Annotated in this window: 21 protein-coding genes and 2 pseudogenes; 10 read left to right on the top strand and 13 right to left on the bottom strand. The window is 40.3% G+C overall.

All coding sequences use genetic code 11. The features are described from left to right. The first annotated feature begins 86 nt into the window (after positions 1-86). Positions 87-1505 (top strand): 3-isopropylmalate dehydratase large subunit, encoded by a 1419-nt coding sequence (gene leuC / locus QFZ87_RS23385; protein WP_309866921.1) that lies wholly within the window; start codon positions 87-89, stop codon positions 1503-1505. 3 nt (positions 1506-1508) lie between these two features. After that, positions 1509-2090 carry a 3-isopropylmalate dehydratase small subunit gene (leuD, locus tag QFZ87_RS23390; protein WP_309866922.1) on the top strand — a complete coding sequence of 194 codons (582 nt, stop codon included), beginning with the start codon at positions 1509-1511 and terminating at the stop codon, positions 2088-2090. Positions 2091-2121: 31 nt separating this feature from the next. Here the strand turns inward: leuD and QFZ87_RS23395 are convergent. Continuing rightward, positions 2122-2698: pseudogene (locus QFZ87_RS23395) on the bottom strand (GNAT family N-acetyltransferase). Positions 2699-2727: 29 nt separating this feature from the next. Next, entirely contained in the window at positions 2728-2979 is a 252-nt protein-coding gene (locus QFZ87_RS23400; protein WP_396133988.1) for a DUF3892 domain-containing protein, read from the bottom strand. Between the two features lie 215 nt (positions 2980-3194). Here QFZ87_RS23400 and QFZ87_RS23405 point away from each other — a divergent pair, with 215 nt between their 5' ends. From QFZ87_RS23405 to QFZ87_RS23415, 3 genes are all read left to right on the top strand, one after another. Next, positions 3195-3944, top strand: coding sequence for an RDD family protein (locus tag QFZ87_RS23405; protein ID WP_309866926.1), 750 nt, complete (start codon positions 3195-3197; stop codon positions 3942-3944). A 208-nt stretch (positions 3945-4152) separates the two neighbouring features. Then, entirely contained in the window at positions 4153-5655 is a 1503-nt protein-coding gene (locus tag QFZ87_RS23410) for a glycosyl hydrolase family 28-related protein (RefSeq protein WP_309866928.1), read from the top strand. Between the two features lie 44 nt (positions 5656-5699). Further along, positions 5700-5858 (top strand): hypothetical protein, encoded by a 159-nt coding sequence (locus tag QFZ87_RS23415; RefSeq protein WP_309866930.1) that lies wholly within the window; start codon positions 5700-5702, stop codon positions 5856-5858. A gap of 56 nt (positions 5859-5914) precedes the next feature. On the opposite strand, the gene QFZ87_RS23420 is transcribed toward QFZ87_RS23415, so the two are convergent. Next, complete coding sequence (locus QFZ87_RS23420; protein ID WP_309866932.1) at positions 5915-6499, bottom strand: DUF1836 domain-containing protein; 585 nt, start codon at positions 6497-6499, stop codon at positions 5915-5917. A 128-nt stretch (positions 6500-6627) separates the two neighbouring features. Between QFZ87_RS23420 and trhA the strand changes: the two genes are divergently transcribed. Next, positions 6628-7275 (top strand): PAQR family membrane homeostasis protein TrhA, encoded by a 648-nt coding sequence (gene trhA / locus QFZ87_RS23425; RefSeq protein WP_309866934.1) that lies wholly within the window; start codon positions 6628-6630, stop codon positions 7273-7275. A gap of 72 nt (positions 7276-7347) precedes the next feature. On the opposite strand, the gene QFZ87_RS23430 is transcribed toward trhA, so the two are convergent. From QFZ87_RS23430 to QFZ87_RS23450, 5 genes are all read right to left on the bottom strand, one after another. Continuing rightward, on the bottom strand, positions 7348-7719 hold the full coding sequence (locus QFZ87_RS23430) for a DUF488 domain-containing protein (RefSeq protein WP_396133947.1): 372 nt from the start codon (positions 7717-7719) through the stop codon (positions 7348-7350). Between the two features lie 73 nt (positions 7720-7792). After that, complete coding sequence (locus tag QFZ87_RS23435; RefSeq protein ID WP_309866936.1) at positions 7793-8023, bottom strand: excisionase family DNA-binding protein; 231 nt, start codon at positions 8021-8023, stop codon at positions 7793-7795. Positions 8024-8036: 13 nt separating this feature from the next. Next, positions 8037-9056: a P1 family peptidase gene (locus QFZ87_RS23440; RefSeq protein ID WP_309866939.1), complete on the bottom strand. Its 1020-nt coding sequence runs from the start codon at positions 9054-9056 to the stop codon at positions 8037-8039. Further along, entirely contained in the window at positions 9053-9988 is a 936-nt protein-coding gene (locus QFZ87_RS23445) for a dipeptidase (protein ID WP_309866941.1), read from the bottom strand. Before QFZ87_RS23445 ends, QFZ87_RS23440 begins: the two co-directional genes overlap by 4 nt. 105 nt (positions 9989-10093) lie before the next feature. Then, positions 10094-10552: an SRPBCC family protein gene (locus tag QFZ87_RS23450; protein ID WP_309866945.1), complete on the bottom strand. Its 459-nt coding sequence runs from the start codon at positions 10550-10552 to the stop codon at positions 10094-10096. Positions 10553-10750: 198 nt separating this feature from the next. Between QFZ87_RS23450 and ade the strand changes: the two genes are divergently transcribed. Then, entirely contained in the window at positions 10751-12499 is a 1749-nt protein-coding gene (ade, locus tag QFZ87_RS23455; RefSeq protein WP_396133989.1) for an adenine deaminase, read from the top strand. Between the two features lie 126 nt (positions 12500-12625). Here ade and QFZ87_RS23460 read toward each other — a convergent pair whose 3' ends face one another. The 3 genes and pseudogenes from QFZ87_RS23460 to QFZ87_RS23470 form a co-directional block, all read right to left on the bottom strand. Continuing rightward, on the bottom strand, positions 12626-13945 hold the full coding sequence (locus QFZ87_RS23460) for a purine/pyrimidine permease (protein ID WP_309866948.1): 1320 nt from the start codon (positions 13943-13945) through the stop codon (positions 12626-12628). Between the two features lie 22 nt (positions 13946-13967). Further along, positions 13968-14937 (bottom strand): annotated as a pseudogene (locus QFZ87_RS23465) (bile acid:sodium symporter family protein). 9 nt (positions 14938-14946) lie between these two features. After that, on the bottom strand, positions 14947-15285 hold the full coding sequence (locus tag QFZ87_RS23470) for a rhodanese-like domain-containing protein (RefSeq protein ID WP_309866950.1): 339 nt from the start codon (positions 15283-15285) through the stop codon (positions 14947-14949). 184 nt (positions 15286-15469) lie between these two features. Here QFZ87_RS23470 and liaG point away from each other — a divergent pair, with 184 nt between their 5' ends. Next, positions 15470-16336 carry a LiaG family protein gene (gene liaG, locus QFZ87_RS23475; protein WP_309866953.1) on the top strand — a complete coding sequence of 289 codons (867 nt, stop codon included), beginning with the start codon at positions 15470-15472 and terminating at the stop codon, positions 16334-16336. 45 nt (positions 16337-16381) lie between these two features. Here liaG and QFZ87_RS23480 read toward each other — a convergent pair whose 3' ends face one another. Then, on the bottom strand, positions 16382-17323 hold the full coding sequence (locus QFZ87_RS23480; protein WP_309866956.1) for a COX15/CtaA family protein: 942 nt from the start codon (positions 17321-17323) through the stop codon (positions 16382-16384). A 173-nt stretch (positions 17324-17496) separates the two neighbouring features. Here QFZ87_RS23480 and QFZ87_RS23485 point away from each other — a divergent pair, with 173 nt between their 5' ends. Together QFZ87_RS23485 and QFZ87_RS23490 are read left to right on the top strand one after the other, a co-directional pair. Next, entirely contained in the window at positions 17497-17886 is a 390-nt protein-coding gene (locus QFZ87_RS23485; RefSeq protein WP_309866958.1) for a YuzC family spore coat inner layer protein, read from the top strand. Positions 17887-18590: 704 nt separating this feature from the next. Beyond that, the gene (locus QFZ87_RS23490; RefSeq protein ID WP_309866960.1) at positions 18591-19952 is read left to right on the top strand and encodes an MATE family efflux transporter; all 1362 of its coding nucleotides are present in this window, start codon (positions 18591-18593) and stop codon (positions 19950-19952) included. Positions 19953-19970: 18 nt separating this feature from the next. Here the strand turns inward: QFZ87_RS23490 and QFZ87_RS23495 are convergent, their stop codons facing one another. Beyond that, the gene (locus QFZ87_RS23495) at positions 19971-22205 is read right to left on the bottom strand and encodes a sensor domain-containing protein (RefSeq protein ID WP_309866963.1); all 2235 of its coding nucleotides are present in this window, start codon (positions 22203-22205) and stop codon (positions 19971-19973) included. Positions 22206-22247: the final 42 nt, after the last annotated feature.

The raw sequence follows: 22247 nt of genomic DNA on the forward strand, positions 1-22247 counted from the left end.
CGTCAGGCTTGTTCTTTAACGATTGCCTAGCGGATTTCCTGCAAATTTTTCAGCAGCAAAAATCTTTGAACGTGAGGAAGGAAGCTATGCAAACACCAAAAAATATTATCCAAAAAATTTGGGAACAGCATGTGGTCCATCAAGAAGAAGGAAAACCGGATTTATTATATATCGATTTACACCTCGTACATGAAGTGACCTCTCCTCAAGCATTTGAGGGCTTACGTATAAATGGACGAAAAGTCCGCCGGCCAGACCTTACTTACGCAACGATGGATCATAATGTTCCTACCCGTCAACGTCTTGTCATTAATGACCCAATCTCGAAAAAACAAATCGACACCTTACAGGAAAACTGTCAGGAATTTGGTATTACACTTGCTGACATTCATCATCCCGATAATGGTATTGTCCATGTCATTGGTCCTGAGCTTGGCCTCACCCAACCTGGAAAAACGATCGTTTGCGGGGATAGTCACACCTCTACACATGGTGCATTCGGAGCCCTTGCCTTTGGAATCGGCACAAGTGAAGTGGAACATGTACTTGCCACTCAAACGCTTTGGCAAGCACCGCCAAAAACTCTTAATGTAAAAGTAAACGGCAAACTTGGGGTTGGTGTAACAGCCAAGGACCTCATTCTAGCCATCATCGGCAAGTTCGGCGTTCAATTCGGAACGGGTTATGTGATGGAATACACAGGTGAAGCGATTCGAGCCTTGTCCATGGAAGAGCGAATGACTGTCTGCAATATGTCGATTGAGGCTGGTGCGAGAGCGGGTCTGATCACTCCTGATGAAACTACGTTTGAGTATTTACGCGGACGCCGCCATGTACCACAAGGAGAAGCATTTGAAGAAGCTGTTGCTAAGTGGCAATCACTTGCGACAGACGAAGGCGCAGCTTATGATGCTGTGGTTGAAATTGATGCAGCGGAAGTCGAGCCACAGGTGACGTGGGGAACAAACCCTGGCATGTGCATTCCTGTTACAGCTAATGTTCCAAGTCCAGATGATGTTGATAGACCAAGCGAGCGAGACGAAATTAACCGGGCTCTTGAATATATGGGACTTACGGCTGGAGAACCTATCTCCAACGTTAAAATTGACCATGTTTTCATTGGTTCGTGTACAAACTCCAGGTTAAGCGACTTACGAAAAGCAGCTGAAGTCGTGCGCGGCAGAAAGGTTAGCCCTTCTGTTACCGCTATCGTGGTGCCCGGTTCGTTTAGTGTAAAACTGGCTGCTGAGAAGGAAGGCTTGGATGTCATCTTTAAAGAGGCAGGCTTTGAATGGCGAGAGGCCGGCTGCAGTATGTGTTTAGCGATGAATGATGATATCGTTCCTGCAGGCGAGCGCTGTGCTTCCACTTCTAACCGAAACTTTGAAGGGCGTCAAGGAAATGGCGCACGGACCCATTTGGTCAGTCCAGAAATGGCTGCAGCTGCTGCAGTTGCAGGTCATTTTGTTGATGTCCGTCAATTTACTGCTCAGGAGGTTATCTAGCATATGGAACCACTACGCATTCACCAAGGCCTTGTATGTCCATTAAACAGGCCAAATGTAGATACGGATCAAATTATTCCGAAGCAATTTTTGAAGCGAATTGAACGCAGTGGCTTTGGTCAATACCTCTTTTATCATTGGCGCTTTGATGATGCTGGCAATCTACGGCCTGATTTCCCTTTGAATCTGCCAAAATATCAAGGTGCCTCCATCTTGGTTGCCGGTGAGAACTTTGGTTGCGGCTCATCCCGTGAACATGCACCGTGGGCGGTGCAGGATTTTGGCTTTAAGGTAATCATCGCACCTAGCTACGCCGATATTTTTAAAAATAACTGTGTGAAAAATGGAATTCTAGCCGTTCAAGCAAGTGAATCACAGGTACAAACCATTATGAAAAACGCTGAAGCCGAGGGCTACAAGCTAACAGTCAATCTTGAGGAGCAAAGAGTGTTTGACAACTCGGGATTCGAGATGACTTTTGATATCGCTCCGTATCCTAAACAAATGCTTCTAAACGGTTGGGATGAGATTGGGGTTACTTTAACCTATCAGGATAAAATTAAGCAATATGAATTAGCACGTTAATTTGAATGAGCCTGGGATTCCAGGCTCATTTTTAGATAGGATCTAATATATTTTTATTGTCCGATTCCTCATCAAAGGAAAGTACATCCTCCACCGGCTGGTACGACTCACCATAGAAATGCTTATCCTTATAGGTGTGGATCATGTCGTATGTTTTTTTCATCGCTTCAAAAATCATTTCTTCTGATTCATCATTTGGTGCCCAGTACAGGATTTCCATCCTGTTAATTTCATTCGTTGCCAAAGACCTTCTCTCATAACCAATCGAAGTTGCATGCTCAAACTTTTCCCGCTTATAAAAATGGAGCCTTTTTTCAGTATCGCTATCCTCATAATTAACTGGTTCCACTTCAAGGATGATTGGCTTTCCTTTCTGTTTCAACTTTTCCAACTAGTTTATGCCCTAGTCCCTCACCTCGGGCATTTTTGGATACAAATAAATAATCGATAAAAATAAAATTATCTAATTCAACATACATCAAGACATGATTAGGGCCTTCATCTTTATGATAGATTTCTGAGCGCTCTTTCAGCAAGGTTTCCATGTGCTCTCGTGATTTCATCTCTTCAACAGGAAAATATTGATTCAACTTTTCATACCAATGCATGGGATTCCCCTTTCATACTTTCGCTTACTCTAAAATTCAGGTAACTGGTCGAGATTGTTTTCCTTGATACCATCAGGTTCACTTCGGATAATATCTCTACCATATTTATGAAAGACATCAACGTGCGCTACTTTTCCAGCCTTCGCTTCATCCAAGGCTGTTACATAATCCAATTCTCGTCCAGTGTTTGTTTTAAAAGCAATAATATCTCCATCCTCATTTTTTCTAACGGCAACTAACGCTTCTTTACCAGCAGAATTACTCTGATTTGCCTGAAGCATGGCTTCTTGTTCACTTTGCTGCTTATATTCTTCGTAGATTTTTTCAAAATCCTGTTGTTCCATTGATTCCACCTCCGAACATTTGTTAGTATTTTTCCTTTATGAAAAATTATCCCTCGTCCTGAAATTGTCAAAAACTGTTCATACTTGTATTCCCCTAATAAATTTCACCTCAAACCTCACGTGGTATAATTTACCTGATTGGGGGTGATAAAATGGAACCGTCAGAAGGAAATGCATGGTTTTACATTCGAGATCATCAACAACAAGGACCTGTAGGTATATTTGAATTAAAAAAATTGTTGGAACAAGGTATTTTAACAGCTGAAACGTTTATATGGACAAAGGAACTAGAAGGCTGGCAAAGGGTGAAAAGCCTTAACCTACTTCCTGACACTATCTTGAAGTCCGGAGAGAAGGATGAATCTCCGATTAACTTAGCAAGTGAATGGGAGGAAATCAAAAAAGAGACCTATCCAAATGGAAGGCCCGTTGTCCGTTACCTGGCACGATTTTTTGATCTTTCCTTGTTTTCATTGTTTCTCATTACATTGGTATCCGTCTTCTCTCCAAGATTTATCGTTGAATCATCAGGCATCGCCATTTTCATGTTCAGTCTCGTTCTTTATATTTTAGTAGAGGCCTCCATTCTCTCTATTTTTGGAAATACTTTAGGTAAGACCATACTTAATGCAAGGCTGCGAATGGTCAATGGCGAACATATAGATTTTTTTACGGCCCTTAAGCGAAGTATCTTTGTAACAGCAGCCGGAATGGGATTTGGAATCCCCTTAATAAATTTCATTTGCTTTTATTTTTCCTATTCCGATCTTAAAAAAAATGGAAGGTCCACATGGGACAATCAGATAGGTACAGTCGTTTTATACGGCAAAGTAAGTTTCGCACGGATCGTATTCGTCAGTTTGTTTCCGATTTCTCTATTAGTCGCTGGACTGATCATCTGAAGTAAATTATTTTGTGAATGATTGAACAAAAAATCCACCCATCATAATTTCAAAAACAAAAGCCCTCCATAACCAAAAATGGAAGGGCTTTCAAATTTCTCTCCTTGAGAAAATAATTCTCTTCAAGCCCCAACCTAAACCTATTAGCGTGATTCCCCTTGCTCAGAGGGTATACTAGTAAATAAGGATATTTTTAGGAGTGAGAGGAATGATTTCCCTAGATAAATCGCACGACCCTCTAAATAATGCAGAGATGCTTTCACAAATCACAGGAATACAACTGGATATTCGGCAAGCGGTAATCGAGGCAGAAAAGTTATTTGATCAATGTTTAAACGAAGCGGTTGTCCCTACAGCTAGTAAGAAACCTTCCCAACCGTCACCTTTTTTAAAAAAAGTAACGGAAGGCTTATTTCGTCTACTCGCAAAACCTTCACGTCTTTTGAAACCAACGAGAATCCTAGTTGATGATGAAGGAATGGTATTCCCAGATTGGAAGGATACGCTTGATACAGAATACATCCGATTGAAAAAGCAGATAACCCGTGAAGTAAATGTCATGGATTTTGGTGCGGTTGGAGATGGTATCACAGATTGCAGTGCCGCTTTTAAAAAGGCCATTGGTAATGGACGTGTAAAAGTCATTGTCCCACCTGGAGTTTTTCTGACAAAAGGGATCAAACTGCCCTCATGGACATGGCTTGAGGGTTCCGGTAAAGGAGTTACTACGATTAAGCTCAATCAACAGGCTTCAAAAGGTACAAGACTAGTAACCAACGCAAACCATTGGCGGGGCAACCATCATCTTTTCATTAAGGGATTAAGTTTAGACTGGAATGTTGAAAGGCTAGGCGATGTAACAAAAACAAGTACATGGGGGAACCATTCGAGCTGCTTAACATACGCAAATGTGACGTATGGTTGGGTTAAGGATGTGGAAGGAATCAATCCTGGGCTTCATTGCTTTGATATCTCCTCCACCTTGTACAATTACGCAGGTGATGGATACCGTGCACGTGGTAGCAGTAAGTACGTTTGGCTGGACAATGTTACCGGCTATGGATTTGGTGATGACGGAATCACCACTCACCATAGTGATTATATTTGGATTTCTCATTCGCATATGTGCGACCCTAGTGGACGAGCCCACCAAAAAGGCCATTCCAATTCAAACGGAATTGAAGTGGATGACGGATCCAGAAATGTGCTGTTGGTGAATAATTCATCTGCTAGATGCTTTGGCGGGGTAGAAATTAAAGCCCATCAAAATTCCTCCGCAGCTTCAAATGTGATAATCGTGGGTCATATCTCTGTCAACGATAACCGTTCCTTTAACTTCCGACATATCGGTCACCATAAAGCTTCCGATGCTGAATCATTGACTGCTTTTAACATTTTGGCAGTGAATTTGGCTGCCATCGGACCTGTTTTTTCAACGTTATATGAAGATTCCACTCCCCGCGGCATGGTGATTTCAGCTTATAAAAATGTGGTGATTAATCATTTTACTTTAATCGGAGAAGCTAATTACGACTATCAAGGAAATCCGGTAATTGCTGTTCAATACCGTGCTCGAAATGTGCTTCTAAACAACATCTCGTTTAAAGATTTTACTCATGCTGGAGCAAATATAAAAGTTTATGGTGGCAACAATCGTGCAGATTCTATCAAGCTTAGAAATATCAAAGTTTTTCAGCCCTTGAATAATTAAACAAATAATAAGCATTCTAAGATGTGTTTAGGAGGTGAGATTTTTTGTCATATCAAGCAAATGGAAATGAAAAGCAACAAGGTAAAAATAATCGTCAAGGCTCCGGATCAGAATATCACAGAGAGCATGCGGGTAATGTTGAAGGCTACGGCCAGCCGCACCCAGTTACTGGTGAAGATACTACGACCAACAACAAGGATTAATTTATTTATGAGTGAAAGAGATTTAATAAATAAAATGACGTGTGCCAATACACACGTCATTTCTTATGCCTTTTTTCAACCTCTAATTCATCGACAAGCTTTTCTGCCACTCTTCGGTATAAATTACTCATATGAACAAGCGAAGAAATCATCAACACTTGTTCAAGATAAGCAGAATCCTCGCTCTGTAACGACGTAATTTCTCCTTTTACTTCCATCACTCTTTGCTCGATGTCCTCTTTAAAATCAACCGCGTTCTGGCTGGTTAAATGAAGATAGCTTGTATAAAAAGATTCAACATCCAACTCTTCTTTTACAATCATCTTATTAATCCCGTCAAGGGTTACCTTAATATCATTGATGGAAAGCGCCCCTTTTAACTGGTAAATCAGACTAATTAGAATCAGATGCTCTTTGGAATATTTCTTATTTTGAATTGGAAAAATTAACTTCCCTTTTGCATAATTATTGATCATTGTTTTGGTGAGAACCTTTTCGTCCTCATTCCGTTTTGTTTCCTTAAATTTGCTTTCAAATAATTGAATGACCTGGTCCATATATAAATCAATCTTTGGAATATCATCCAAAGTTAAGTTCGTCTCCAAGCCAAGTTGGTTAATAATTTGGTTAATATGTTCCATTCCGTAAACCCCGCTCATCTTCATTATATTTTCATTATACATAAAGAAATAGTTGTTGACTAGGTATGATTACACGAGTATCATTATAAGTAGTTATCGAAACTACATGATGTGTAGGAGGAATTAAAATGAACAATTATATTCGTGAACCCATTAATGGACTGACTCACTTAGCTGGAGCAATTTTAGCCTTTGTTGGACTCCTCGCAATGGTCATCAAAACCGCAATGACGGATCCCTCCCCACTGGCTATTACAGCAGTCATCATCTTCGGGGTTAGCATGATCCTGCTTTATTCCGCTTCGGCCACCTATCATATGGTTATTGCTCAGGACAAAGTAATTGCTTTTTTGAGACGGCTCGACCACTCAATGATATTTGTACTGATTGCTGGAACGTATACGCCTTTCTGTTTTATCAGTTTGAATGGAAAAACAGGGGCCATTTTATTTTCTATCATCTCTAGTGTTGCAATTAGTGGGGTTGTTTTTAAAATGGTGTGGTTTACTTGCCCACGCTGGATATCTACTGCATTGTATATTGCCATGGGCTGGATGATTGTTTTTGTTTTTTCTCCACTAACAGGTAGCTTAAATCCAATGGGCTTAGTATTACTAATACTCGGGGGGATTTTTTATACAATTGGCGGGGTCATATACGGGGCAAAACCGAAGTTCTTAGAAACAAAATATCTAGGATTTCATGAAATTTTTCATATTTTCATCTTACTAGGAAGCCTGGCACATTTCTTATCTGTGTTTTTGTACGTCATATAATGAAAAAAGAATAAAGAGGCTGACATTTAATGTGTCAGCCCCATTTCACTAATGCTTTCAATTTTTTCTTTTCTAGTGATTTACAATCCCCTTTAATTCTTCGAACAAAACTACTCCATGATTATAAACAGGATCCTTTGCACCATACAGAAGTGTAACCCTATCTTTCGTACTCAAATCAATGATTTGCTCAATCATCTGTCGCTTTTGTTCATCAGACTGAAGTTCATTAAGGTATTGCTTTCGAAACCCATTAAACAATTCTGGCTTATGACAAAACCATTTCCGCAGCTCATTGCTTGGAGCGATATCCTTAAACCAAAATGACAATCTCGCACTCTCTTTAGATATCCCCCTAGGCCACAACCGGTCAATTAATATCCGACAGCCATCCATATCATCATACGGTTCATAAACCCTCTTAAGAAAAATATTATTCATCATATCACCTCACCATAATCCCCATGATATAAGTGTCTTCTCAGGATGGATAGTGTCCACGGCTGGTGCCTGACACCTAATCCTCGTCTTTAACGTCGATACTTTCTGGGATGGGTTCGTTTAGGATTTCTTCGATTAGCTCCTTGTATTTTTCCAGTTGTTTTAGATGGGTGCTGAATTGGTCTTTGTTGACCAGATACTGCTCGCCATCAAAAACGGCGCGTATTTTCTTTTGTTGAATGAGACCTTTAACGGTTGCCTCTGGCATCTCTAGATATTCTGCTGTTTCCTTTATAGTAAGATACAAATTTACTACTCCTCTATTGAAAATTTATCTGATTGACCACTCGTCCCAATCTCCCTTTTGTAGTGACAGCTTGAGACAGTGAATTTAGGATGGCTTCCTCTGCCGCTTCGGCAGCAGCCGTAAATAGTTGATTCATAATTGGATGATCCTCACGAAGCTGGACTCGGGTTTCAAGAACATCCTCTGAAAAGTGAGCTATTTTTTGAGCCGTTGAAAACGCAATGACAATATCACCACTGCCATGACTAAAATGACTGCCAGTCCGACCAAGACCGATCCCGCAGCGTTTGGCTAGCCGTTGTATTTGCCGGTCACTTAGCGGAGCATCTGTGGCCAATACAATGATAATGGACCCGTCCGAAGTTTCAGATAACCCTTCTCCCCCGGCATAGCGATACCTTTGCAACTCCTCTTTTTTTCCAAAATTGCTTAAAACAAGGCATCCGACCGTGTATTCCTCAACGATACGAGAGGATGAACCAATCCCACCTTTATAGCCAAAGCACAGCATACCCTTTCCTGCCCCAACGGCTCCTTCTACTGACTGGGTGGAAGTCGCATTATTGATTGCTTCAATTGCATGCTCCGGTTTCACTGGAAAACGCCTTATAGAATTCAGGTAGCTATCATTGCATTCACCAACCACAATGTTTATGGTCCCTGTGGTGTCGCCAATTTCAGGATTCTCTCTAAGCATGTACTCCAGCACCCCCTGCGTTACAGCAGGTACTGCAAAGGTATTCGTTAACATGATGGGCGATTCGAGAACGCCTAATTCATTCACCTGAACAAGTCCAGTCGTTTTCCCAAAACCATTAATGACATAACTAGCTGCCGTTACCTTTTCCTTAAACAAATTTCCGTTATGCGGTAAAATAGCTGTTACTCCCGTACAGGCATATTCGGCTCCACTCTCGTCAAGCGGGTAATCCAACGTTACATGACCAACTAGGACTCCTTCTACATCAGTAATGCAGTTTTTTACACCCGTTGGCAGTTTCCCAACATTAATGCTAGCCTCCCTTACCTTCATCGCTTAATCCCTGGGCGGTGGTTAAGGAAGTTTTCATAAGCAAAGCCTTTCACTTCGTCCTCTGTAAAATACTTTAATAGTTCATTAATCAGATTTTGGCTCTTAGAGGCATCTTCTAGGTTGGTAATAAACGTAGAGATTCCATCAAAATCGGAGCCTAAGCCAATTTGCCTTACCCCACCCAACGAGCAAAAATGATCAATATGCTTCACCAAGTCAGTAATTTTTACCTCTCCAGATTCTTTTACAAACGGTGGATGGTACACCACATGAATCAGTCCACCCTTAGCAAACATCGCTTTCGCCTGATCATCTGTTAGGTTACGTGGGTGGTGACAAAGTGCTCTTGCATTGGAATGGCTCGCAATAGGATACTTGGCTAACTCAATAATCTCCCAAATCCCCTTATCACTTAAATGGGAAACATCTGTCAGGATCTGATGCTCGTTATTAAACTCAACAATCTCTTTTCCAAAAAGAGTCAGGCCTGCCCCGCGTGGTTCACCTGCGCCATCTGCAGCAAGATTAGCTTGGTTCCAGGTCAATCCCACCGAACGAACACCTAAACGGTAAAGAATATGTAGTTTTGCTAAATCGTTGCCAATAGCATCTACGCCTTCAAGCGTCAGCATTGCCCCAATTTGGCCAATTTTTAGTCGGTCAAAATCAGACCATTCTTTGATGTGAACCATATCCGGGTTTCTCCCAAGCACTTCCTTGTAAAAATAATCAATTTGTTCAAGGACAACTTGAAATTTTTGGTCGCCCTTTATATCAGGTTCAATAAAAATCGCAAAGCACTGAACCTTGATTTGCCCCTGTTGTAATCGGGTTTTATTGGTTTGTAATTCCGGTGCATCTGCAAAACGAAGGGCCCCTTTGGCTTCTTGAAGTTTCAGTAATGCGTCACAGTGTAAATCTATAATATTCATTTAGAATAGTCTCCTCGCGCGTGTCTTTTATAAAATTTTATCATAACAAAAAGAGCTAGGTATAGAATGTCCTAGCTCAATTACTATTTTGTTTTTCATAGGAGCTTAGTTAGTTTGCTCCGCCATCTCTTTTACCTTTGGCAGTACCTTGTCCCAAATATCTGCACTTAAATCTCGATATTTTTCCCCATCCGTCATCACAGAGAAATCCCCTTGTAAAATATGTAGGGTTGTCTTTCCATTTTTCTCAACTAATCGGAAAGTAATTCCGTCTTCCTCGGTCACTGCCGGTCGCTCTGGACTTCGAACGTCAAATACCGTAAAGCGAAGCAGCTTGTTTGACTCCACTGCTGTTATATTACCTTCCACGATAACAGTCCCGTCTTGACCTTTCCATAGGACTGGACTACCAAGTTCCCAAGTCGATTCAAGATGAAACTCTGGGCCACCACTTGAGAATTCTTTCGCCCACTCGGCATTTTTATCTCTGATCGTTAGGACTTCCCACACCTTTGCTGCAGGGGCAGTTATTTCAATCGTTTTATCGACGAAAAGCTTGCTCATAAGAATCCTCCTCAAAATAGGCATAATCGTTCATTATTCCTATTATACTTCATACAAAAACCTAATTTCAAAAAAGTCTGTCAGATAACCTCACAACAACAGAGAATTTATGTGATTGTTATAGAATAATGTAATTCAAGTTAGCTAGGAAAAGTTCCATTCCTAGCCTAGAATACTAATTTAAACAGAAAAAGGATGTTGATGATGGAGAGAAATCAGTTAGGAAGAAGAATCTCTGTTGCATCTGGGAAAGAGCCTGCAGATACAGTCATTAAAAATGGGAAAATAATAGATGTGTTCAATGGTGAAATTATTGAAGCAGATATCGCCATTGTAGATGGCTATTTTGCAGGGATTGGACAATACGAGGGGAACCATACAATCGATGCAAAAGGCTGTTATGTTTCACCTGCTTTCATCGATGGACATGTTCATATAGAGTCATCTATGGTAACTGCCAGTGAATTTTCCAAGGTTCTCCTTCAGCACGGGGTAACCACCGTAATTGCCGATCCTCATGAAATCGCCAATGTGTGCGGTACAGCAGGGATAAAATATATGCTAGATTCCTCCGAAAACCTCCCGTTTGACTTTTACTTTATGCTGCCTTCCTGTGTACCAGCCACCGCATTCGAGCATGCAGGTGCCATTTTAAAAGCGGACGATTTAAAACCTTTTTATCATCATCCACGTGTGCTCGGTTTAGCAGAAGTAATGAATTTCCCCGCCGTATTACATGCAGAACCTGACATGCTTTCAAAAATCTGTGATAGTAAGCAGTCCGGGAAAAATATCGATGGTCATGCTGCTGGATTAACGGCTAATGACCTGAATGTGTATATGTCTGCTGGCATACGTACAGATCACGAGAGCACTACCGCGGCGGAAGCAAAAGAGCGTCTTACAAGAGGAATGTACCTAATGATTCGTGAAGGCACCGTGGCGAAGGATTTACAACAGTTGATTCCCATTGTGAATGAACGGAATGCACGTCGCTGTTTGTTTGTGACAGATGATAAGCATTTGGATGACTTGATTTTTGAAGGCAGTATTGATCACAATGTGCGTCTTGCCATTTCCTCAGGTCTCTCCCCCATCACCGCCATTCAAATGGCAACAATTAATGCGGCAGAGTGCTTTGGGCTAGCTGAAAAAGGAGCCATTGCCCCCGGATACAAAGCGGATTTTATCCTTGTTGAAGACCTTGAAAGGGTTAAGATTGTAGATGTATATAAGGATGGGAATCCAGTCATTGAAAATGGGGGATTTTTAAATATGGCAGAAAATAAGAGTGTAACAGGAACGGAGCTGCTAAGGAATTCAGTCCATTTTCATGAAATTACTGAAAAAAGTTTTGAAATCTCTTTATTAAGCAAAAAAGCCAATGTTATAGAGATTATCCCCAATAGTCTCGTCACACGACATGTGATTGAGGAAGTGGAAACCTGTGAACGAGGCACTTTCCAAACTTCTATTCCTAATGACCACTTAAAAATTGCTGTGATTGAACGTCATCATCTGACTAAAGAGATTGGCTTAGGTATCGTGAAAGGATTAGGCTTAAAAAACGGGGCAATAGCTACCACCATTGCTCATGATTCTCATAATCTTATAATTGCAGGTACCAACGATCAGGATATGGTTTTAGCAGCTAACACTCTTAAGGAAATGCAAGGCGGAATGATTGTTGTTAATCAGGGTGAAGTTCTTGCCTCTTTGGAGCTTCCGATCGCTGGGTTAATGTCTGATCGTCCCTATCAGGAGGTTTATTCTAAACTAAATGAGATCAATCTTGCGCTTAAAAAATTAGGGGCAAGCGGTGAATTTAATCCATTTTTGACTCTATCTTTCCTGGCTCTTCCCGTCATACCTGAACTCAAAATGACAGACCAAGGGTTGTTTCAGGGTTCTACTTTTAAGCACATTCCCATCGATGCATCCATGTAAAAGAGGCTGACTCATAAGGGGTCTGACCCCACTAAAAAACAATATCTAGACTAGATTACTCTAAGTTTTAACTAGATATTGAATCGTGGGGTCTGACCTCTTTGCTTTTGAGTTAGCCTCTTTTATTTATTCTGTTTTGCTAATCTGTACTACCTTCTTCTCCCGAAATACTACATGTTCAAGCAATAAACAAAACATCAATCCAACGAGCAAACCATTCGCAATGATGTTTCGAAGCCATGGTGCGACACTTTCGAAGGCAGCAGGCGGCATGAACATCATCCCAATTCCGACCATCAATGAAAGTCCAATCACTAATAAATTTCGTGAAGATGGCTCTTGACCCATTAAGTCACGGATTCCAAACCCCATCATCTGAGAGAATGGAATGAACAAAGAAGCGTAAGCAACCTCTAACGGTAGAGTAGATAAAAATTCGCCAATATAGGGGAAAAATCCAATACCCATAATAACTAATGCCCCAATCACCAGCGGGCGCTTTGCTTTAATCCCTGTTGTAGTAATAAACCCCGCTGAAACAGACAAAGGTACCACCCCAACAACTGAAAATATCCCCGAAACAAGCAAGTTCACTCCATTGCCGAAAATCCCCTTTTGATACTGCTTAGGCTGGATCTCTTTTTCAAGGGCAATTCCCACTACTAAAATACTGGCAATCACATTCGAGATTAACACAATCGAAGTAATCACGGAGGTTAGGACAATCCCTACATCAAACTTTGGAGTTCCCCAGCTGAATACTTGCGGCAAAGCAAACCAACTACTCGGTTCATAGACTTGACCGGTATGGAGTAAACCAAATAAATGAAAGAGGCTCCAACCGACCACAATCCCAACGAGCGGCCCCATGCTTTTCCAAATCCCTTTTGCTCTTAATGAAAACAGTAAGATAATGATAATTTCAATTAAACAAATCAGTGTGATTTTTCCATTAAGTTGATCGGTCGCTGTCATTCCAAGGATACTTTTAAAAAACGAACCACTCAACTGGCTTACAAGAAGGATTAAATAAACCCCTGTGACTATTGGGGTGAATAATAACCGTACTTTTTCAATAATAGGCAAGAAGCTTACGATTGCTAAAAATAAACCAGCAATAATAAGACCCATTTCAAGTTGCTGTAGTAAAAGCCCCTGTCCACCAGGTGCACTCATGGTCCCCAGCAAAATAAAGATTGCCCACCACATTCCAGCAGCTCCTTCAACTACAGGAAGGCGGTGCCCAATAAACACTTGGATCAATGTTGCTGCTCCCGAAACCAATAGCATCCGTTGCATGAAAGTGGAGATTTCTGCAGGGGACATGTGAAAGGCTGCACCCACTACAACAGGAACTGCAATGATATTCGTTAGCATAAAGACAGCCCACTGGATGCCTTGCACCCCCGACAAAAGGCTGCTTTCTTTTTTCATTATGTCGTTCATCTTTTAGAAACACCTACTCATTTTATAAAACTAATGACTCTTGTTTATCGACCTTCCTAGTATAATACCTGTCGAGAAAATAACCATTGGTTGAAGCTAGAACTTGTTGAAAAAGCATCCCCACAACGACAGGCACTGCCACAGCAGCTGGGAAAAAGGAAACAGCTAATACCGCGCCAGCACTAATATTCCTCATTCCACCGGTAAATGTGAGAGTAACTACAGTATCCCTGTCCCTCTTCATCACCCTGCCCAAAAAGAAGGAAAATAAATATCCAGAGAAGGCTATGCAAAAGACAGTCACTGTGATACCTACAAGCTTCAAATTAATGTCTTTTAAATAAGGAGCAACAATTGCCCCGTTTAGCATCACCACAATACCGATGCATATTTTTGAAAAAGGAGCAAGACGTGAACCCAATTGTTCTTTAATTTTCCCCCTTGTTACTTGATTCAGGAACATTCCGATTAAGGAAGGAATGACAACCATCCCTAGGAGCCCTTTCATTATGTTCAAGAAGTCCATTTCCACTTTTTTGACCGATAAATAAGGAAAGTGAAAGCGGAACAATAATGGGGGAAAGCAAGGTATCTATTAAAATAAGAGATAAAACCAAGGGAATGTTCCCTTTGTAGATAGAAACCCAAATAAAACTCGTCACTCCGGTTGGAATGACCATACCTAAAATGAGACCAGTAATGGTGTAAACATCACCAGAAAAGGCGATATGACCTACTCCCCATGCCCAAGCTGGCATAAGAACATGTAATATCAACATCGCCATAAAAATGGGAAATGGATGAGCCATTACCTCTTTTAATGAACGAAAATTAGAGCTTAAACTCCCTGCGAAGGTCATAAAGGCAAAGATCCAAGGAATCAGGTAGGAAAAGTCCGTTAGATGGACACTAAAAATCACCCCAGTTACAACGCCCACAGGAGTAATTAAGGGCATGATTTTTTCTAGTTGTCTATTTAATTTATGCAGCATAACGCTCTCCTATTTGTCTTCCAACGAATGCAAATAGGCCTTCCAGGCTGTAAGACCACCATCTAAAACTGTTACGTTGTAATTGTGAGCATCGAGAATCTTCGCACATTTAGCTGCGGAATTCCCCGTGGTACAGGTTACGATGACTTCTCTGTCTCGTGGTAAAGATAATGGAGGATTTCCTTTCTTTTCTTCCATTTCAAAAATAATCGTCTTTGGGATATTCAGGCTTTCTTCTATATGAAATTCATTGTATTTTTCTTCTGCACGCACATCGAGAACGACTGCTTTGTCATCTCCAAGCAACTTTTCATGCAGTTCTTTTGGTGTCAATTTTTTGATTGTCATTGTGTGCACCCCCTTTACAAAGAATACCATAAATTCTTTTCCATGAGAAAAAAATCCTTCGGCAATCGAAAAAAGTGAATTACGTCTTAAGTCGTAGAAAGAAATAAATCTCAGGTTCATTGAGGATGACGAGAGGATTTCTTATTCTATATATAGAAGAAAGTAAAAAAGGGGATGGAAAAAAATGAAAAGAATTTTAATTCTACTATTAGTTATTACTGGATTATATATTGTCTTCAATCAAGGCTTACACATGGATTGGTCTCAAGCAGAAACCAAGAATACTCAAGCCGCCATAACAGGTGATACAGACTTAATTGAAATCAATGTTTCTAGTGTAAGTACCACTATTATTCCGGAAGATCGGGACGATTTAAAAGCCGTTTATAATGGAAAAGAAAAACTAACGGTGAACGACTCTGGAGATAAGGTTGAAGTTTCGATTAAAAACAAATGGTTTGATTGGTTTAACTGGGCACCTTTCTCCAAAAAGAAGGAACTGAAACTCTATATACCAGAAAATTATGACCATAAGATGAGTATCGATTTAGGTTCAGGTAATTTACACTTCTCCGGCCCTTCCAAAAATAAGCCTTTGAAATTAGATGAATTAACCGTTGATATTGGCTCTGGAAACCTGAACCTTACTAATCTGGTAGTCAAACATTTTGTCCAGGACGTTTCTTCTGGGAACGTGAGTATAGATTCACTAAAGGCGGAAACAGGTTCCTTTGATATTAGTTCTGGTAACCTGGAAATCAAGCACTATACAGGACCAATCGAGGCAGATGTATCATCCGGAAGACTCAGCATTCAAGTGGATCAACTGTTAGATGCGATTATCATCGATGTTAGTTCTGGTGATGTCAGCCTTGATTTACCGGATGATGCTGATTTTACGATTGATGGTGATGTAAGCAGCGGGAATATTTCTAGTACCTTCCCTTTGACTTCCAAAGACCAGAATAAACACAGTATCCAAGGGAAACATGGGTCAGGGAAATTCCCTATCAACCTTGATGTCTCTAGTGGAAATTTAAGAATTCATTAAAGCAAAAAGCGGCTGTCATTTGATTAGACAGCCGCTTTTATTTGTTTATTCCTCCAGACTTCTTCGACCATTATGCCAGCTTCGGCTTGGAGCGACACTCTTACTAGATTTCATCAAGGCATTCCCCGCATATACTCTTGTCTCGCTAACCAAAGCGAATAGTCCGGTTCCGATAGCCAGGTGAAAAACCGCCGATGTAAGATTCAGGAATGTCATGACTACCACGGCCCCAATAACTAATTGAAAAAGAACGGCCAACGTACATAGTACAAGTCTCTTTTGAATGCGCCTACCCCATCCTTTTGTAAAAGACCAGAGCGTAAGTAAGAAAATATACAGAGTAGAAAAAACGGCAAGTCCACGATGAATGGTTTGGAGAAGTTCTGGAATAGTCGTTGGATAGAAGGTTTGTCTACACCCTAACCATCCACAAGCCAATCCATAGGTCTGATGCTTAATATATGCACCAAAAGCCATTGTACACAAGAGGAGAATGAGTACCATATTTAAATGGCGAATGACCGACCTTTGATTCCCTTTCATTAAATATGCTTTGTACTCTCGCTCCTCAACCTCCAGATGTCTCCAAATCCAAATCAAACAGAAAAGAAAGAGCATGGCGATGATTAAATGGACGGAAATCACAATTGAAGGCAAATCAAGGACAACAACAACCGCCCCAAGAAGAACTTGAATTACCAGGAGACCTAACATGGCAAATGACACCTGATATACTCTACGCCCATTTCTCCTCATAAGAGTAAAAAATAACAGGGCAGAGAGTAAACCAAGGGTTGCTCCAATCACTCGATGCAAATATTCAATTAATGTAGCCCCCTTTAACGCTGGAATAACTTCACCGTTACACAATGGCCATTCAGGTCCACACCCCATACCAGAATTAGAGGAGGCTACATATCCCCCAAAAACAATTAAAAAATAGGTCAGTAATACTCCAACAAGTGCCAAGTGTTTACTCCTCACCATTCAACCCCCTTGATATTTTATGAATATTTCGAATCAATTAATAACTTAACAGAATTAAACAAGCCTTTCGGTGATTTGTATCACGAAAGCTTAAAAATAGTTGGTAACCAAATCCAAGAAGTTTTCATAGGGTACTATTGCCTTGTGTTTTTTACTCATGGAAGGAGATTAAGATGTATTACAACCCTTTTCATTATCCTGTTTATCCTCCCATTCCTGCTTATTACACCTATACAGTGAACCCTTCATATCCTCGGAGCTATCCGCCTGTAGATACAAAAATATTTGTCAAGTCCGTCAAATCGTTCCGTTTACTAATGGAACAAGGAAGTATTTTACTAGATAGATTGAGCGATCCAGGCTTTGACTACAAAATAATGAGTGCCGCTCAGCAAGGGAAACATAGTGAAGTGGACGCGATGATTAAGTCTATCGGCTTAAAAGTCCCTGTCATCACGAAGTTTACCCCATCAGGAATTAACTTCATTCTCACTACCCAGGCAGATCAAACTCACCCAATGAGCTGCTGTACACTATCGGTAGCTATGAAATGGGGCTTGTAGTGTCTCTAAAAGTTTAATAATACAAGCCACTATAAAAATACCTACCGCAAATATTCATAATGGGTTTACTTACGGGGTGCAAAACTGAAAAAAGTAGGTCCAATCTCTGATTCATTCTCACATTTCCCGTCATTTCATTCATAGGAAAAACCGCATTAGGATTTGTCCTTTATAACCTAGATGAAGGACATTTTCCTTGTTATCCAACCGATTTTTGTCCTTCATATCCCGGATGAAGGACATTTTTCATGGTATCCGACCGATTTTTGTCCTTCATACCCCAGATGAAGGACATTTTTCATGTTATTCAACCGATTTTTGTCCTTCATACCCCGGATGAAGGACATTTTTCATGGTATCCGACTGATTTTTGTCCTTCATACCCCAGATGAAGGACATTTTTCATGTTATTCAACCGATTTTTGTCCTTCATATCCCGGATGAAAGACATTTATCTTGTTGCACAACCAAGTTTTGTTCTTCTTCATAACCCGCATGAACACATTTTTTATTTAGATTAATGCGTTTATTTTCGCGATTTCCCTTTTTGAACCTTAAAAGTGAACCCGTTAAAAGAGACGGTGGGTATTCTAATTTCACCCAAAATTACATAAGATGGAATTTATCCTAGGCTTCAATCTCAAATAGGTGTACAATGGAGATTATATTTTATTAAGTTAATAGGATAAAGGAGTATAGCACCCTTGAAAGAACACACAAATAAGTTTCAAGAACAATCACTGTTTAGTATATCGTGGCCACTTTTTATTGAGCTGGCTCTTCATATGGGTATGGGAATCATTGCAACATTTATGTTAAGTCACTTTTCTGATACAGCAGCGGCAGGGGTGGGAGTAGCGAACCAGCTATTAAACATCTTTATCTTAGTCTTCACCGTGACCTCCATTGGAGCTACCGTCTTAATTAGTCAGAACCTTGGCGCAGGTCGGCTTAAGAATGCAAGACAATTATCTCGTTCTGTATTTGGACTCAATTTTTGGTTCGGGATCACCATTTCCATCATCGTCTTTCTGTTTGGAGAACATCTTTTACTCTTATTCGATATTCATGGGAAAGTTTTCGATTATGGGCTTACTTTTGTTCGGATTTGCGGGATCTCCCTCTTTTTTGAATCTATTTCACTCGCATTAAGTGCCGTTTTACGTAGTCACGGCTATACAAAAGAATCCATGTTTGTCACTGTCGCCATGGATCTGATAAGTATCGGAGGGAATATTTTGGCCCTTTCGGGGATTTTCGGTTTACCAATCACTGGTGTAACCGGTGTGTCATGGGCCATCGTTGCAGCAAGATTTTATGCTGTTTGTGCACTGATTTATCTTGTCTATAACCGACTTTCTTTAAAGCTAGAAATACGAGATATTTTTCATGCAAAAAAAGAGGACATAAAAGGACTTCTATCCATTGGTATTCCCTCAGCTGGTGAGAACTTGTCCTATCAATTATCCCAGCTGATAATTACGAGTTTTGTAGTCTCAATGGGAACTTCCTCTTTGGCCGCACGTGTATATATTTTAAATATTAATATGGTTTGTTTTTTATTTACGTTAGCGATTGCTCAAGGCACACAGCTTCTAGTAGCACGCTATATTGGCGGTAAGCAGTTCAACCGTGCACTTCAGCGCGGCATCCGGACATTAAAAATTGCCATGGTCGCCTCACTCGTTACATCATTAGTAATCGCCTTAATCGGATCCCCCATATTAGAGACTTTTACAAAAGATTCGAGCATCATAGCTGTGGGTCTGCCTGTTTTATGGGCCATTGTGTTTGTTGAACCAGGAAGAGCCATGAATATAGTCTTGATGAGTTCATTAAAATCTGCTGGGGATGTCCGATTCCCTGTCATCATCGGAATGCTTTCTATGTGGGGAATTGCCGTTTCACTTAGCTATCTGTTTGGAGTTCATTATGGGTTAGGTCTGTTAGGAATATGGCTTGCTCAAGGTACAGACGAATGGCTGCGCGGTTGTTTTGCTTTAAGGAGATGGCTCATGAAACCGTGGGAGCATAGGCTAAAGAGCAGAGTTCCCGTTCAAAGCTAAAAAAGTGGCATCCGATTTTTAAATCGTGATGCCACTCTTTTTATTACCTATGATTAAATACTGCTCCAAATTGTCAGCTGGTACTGGCCTGCTAAATAAATATCCTTGTCCAATTGCACATGCATTGTTCTTTAAAAACGAAAGCTGTTCTTCCGTTTCAATCCCTTCAGCAATGACGATAAAATTTAAATTCATTCCCATATCAATAATGGTTTTTACCATCATTCCTTGATTGGAATGATAAATGATGTCATCGACAAACGATTTATCGATTTTAATCTTATCGATTGGAAGATGCTTTAAATAACTTAGTGACGAATAACCTGTTCCAAAGTCATCCATCGATAAAAGAACCCCTAGCTCTTTTAATTGATTTAAAATATTCGTTGAGTTCTCTAAATTTTGCATGATACTTTCGGTGATTTCTAATTCTAAATGGTTCGCTTGAAGTCCCACTTCCTCTAGAATCGTTGAGATATATTCAATAAAATGGTCATCCTCAAACTGTCGAACGGAAACATTCACCGCAATAGGGAAATCCTTAAAACCGGCATTTTTCCAGGCTTTCCTTTGTTTGCAAGCTTCCCACAATACCCACTTGCCTATCGGAACAATCAATCCCGTTTCCTCTGCTAATGGAATAAATTCTGAAGGTGCAATAAATCCATGCTCCGGATGATTCCAACGCAATAATGCTTCAATCCCTACAATTTCCCCTGTTGCTAAAGACACTTGCGGCTGATAATGCAGCGTTAGTTGGTTCTTTTCCAAAGCTTTTCGTAGCCCATTTTCTAACTCCATCTTCCGAATGGAATTACCATTCAAATTGGAAGAATAGAAACGGAAATTATTTTTCCCACGTTCTTTTGCTTGATACATGGCTGTATCTGCATTTTTAATTAATGTTTCCTCATCTACACCATCAAAAGGATACAAGCTAATACCGATGCTTGGGGTTACAAAAAACTCCTGATTATTCACTTCGATAGGCTTAGAAAACTCATAAAGAATCCGTTGCGCCACCAGTGCAGCCCGCTCTTTATCTATATCTTCAAGTAGGATAATAAATTCATCTCCGCCTTGTCTAGAGACCATTCCTTCTTGTTTAACCGTCATCTCTAACCGGTCAGCTACTCTTTGCAGCACAATATCTCCGGTGTTATGTCCCTTTGTGTCATTAATAATTTTAAATCGATCTAAATCTAAAAACAAAACGGCTAGCATCTTATTTTCTTCCTGCTTGTTTAATGCATCGTTAAGATGATGTCTAAACCTATTTCGATTTGGCAGCCCTGTTAGCGTATCATAAAAGGCCATATTTTGGATCGTTGCCTCTGCTCTCTTACGCTCCGTAATATCTCTGCCAACTACTTGAACAGCAAACCTTCCTTCATAGGAAATCGGAGTCGACGCCATTTCTACATCAATGGTCTCTCCATTCAGTTTTTTTACTTTAAACTCGAGTCTGACCTTTTGCTGTTCGTGTGGATTGCCTCTTACTTTAAAAGCTTCCACAATTTGTGACGGGACAAACTTTAATGGGGAATGGCCAATCAAATCCTCAGGATGCTGGGCACCCACTAACTTCCAACCCGCTTCATTAATATATTCAATTTTTTCATAGTTAACGACAGCAATAATATCTGGAGACATTTCAACTAAACTTCGATAACGGTCTTCACTTTCTTTTCGATCCGTTATATCAAATAAAACACTCGTAAAGTCAACAAACTCACCCTTACTATCCAATGTGGGGAACCCTCTGTCCTGAATCCAGCGGACTTCTCCATCTGGGCGTATAATCCGATAGACACTTGTAACGGTTTCCCCTAAGGCCAGTTTCTTTCCTCTGTCTTCAATTACCTCTAAATCTTCGGGATAAATGACCTTTTTCCACAGATTTAAATCTTTGTAAAAATCAATATATGAATACCCATACAATTTTTCAATACCTGGGGTGATTAGTAGCGTGTCCGATTTTAAATCATGCGACCAAATAGCAACATCAAGTGTATCAAAGATATTTTTTAATTTAAGTTTATTTTGTCGAAGCTCTTCGTCCTTTTTCTCTATTCCTTTTAATGAAAGGAGAAAAATCGGCAGTGCTCCGATGAGGATAATAATAGAAATAATCTTTAGGAATTTAATAGATGGATAGAAAACAGAAACTGCAATGTCAAGCAGCTCTGAAAAAACGATCAAACTAAAAATGAGTTTCCAATAAGTTGGATCATTTAATTTCTTGGTTCCCAAGTTTGTTCTCTCCCTTATACCATGCGATGGATCGGAGCCACA

The sequence above is a fragment of the Bacillus sp. SLBN-46 genome, assembly GCF_031453555.1.
Classification (GTDB): Bacteria; Bacillota; Bacilli; order Bacillales; family Cytobacillaceae; genus Neobacillus.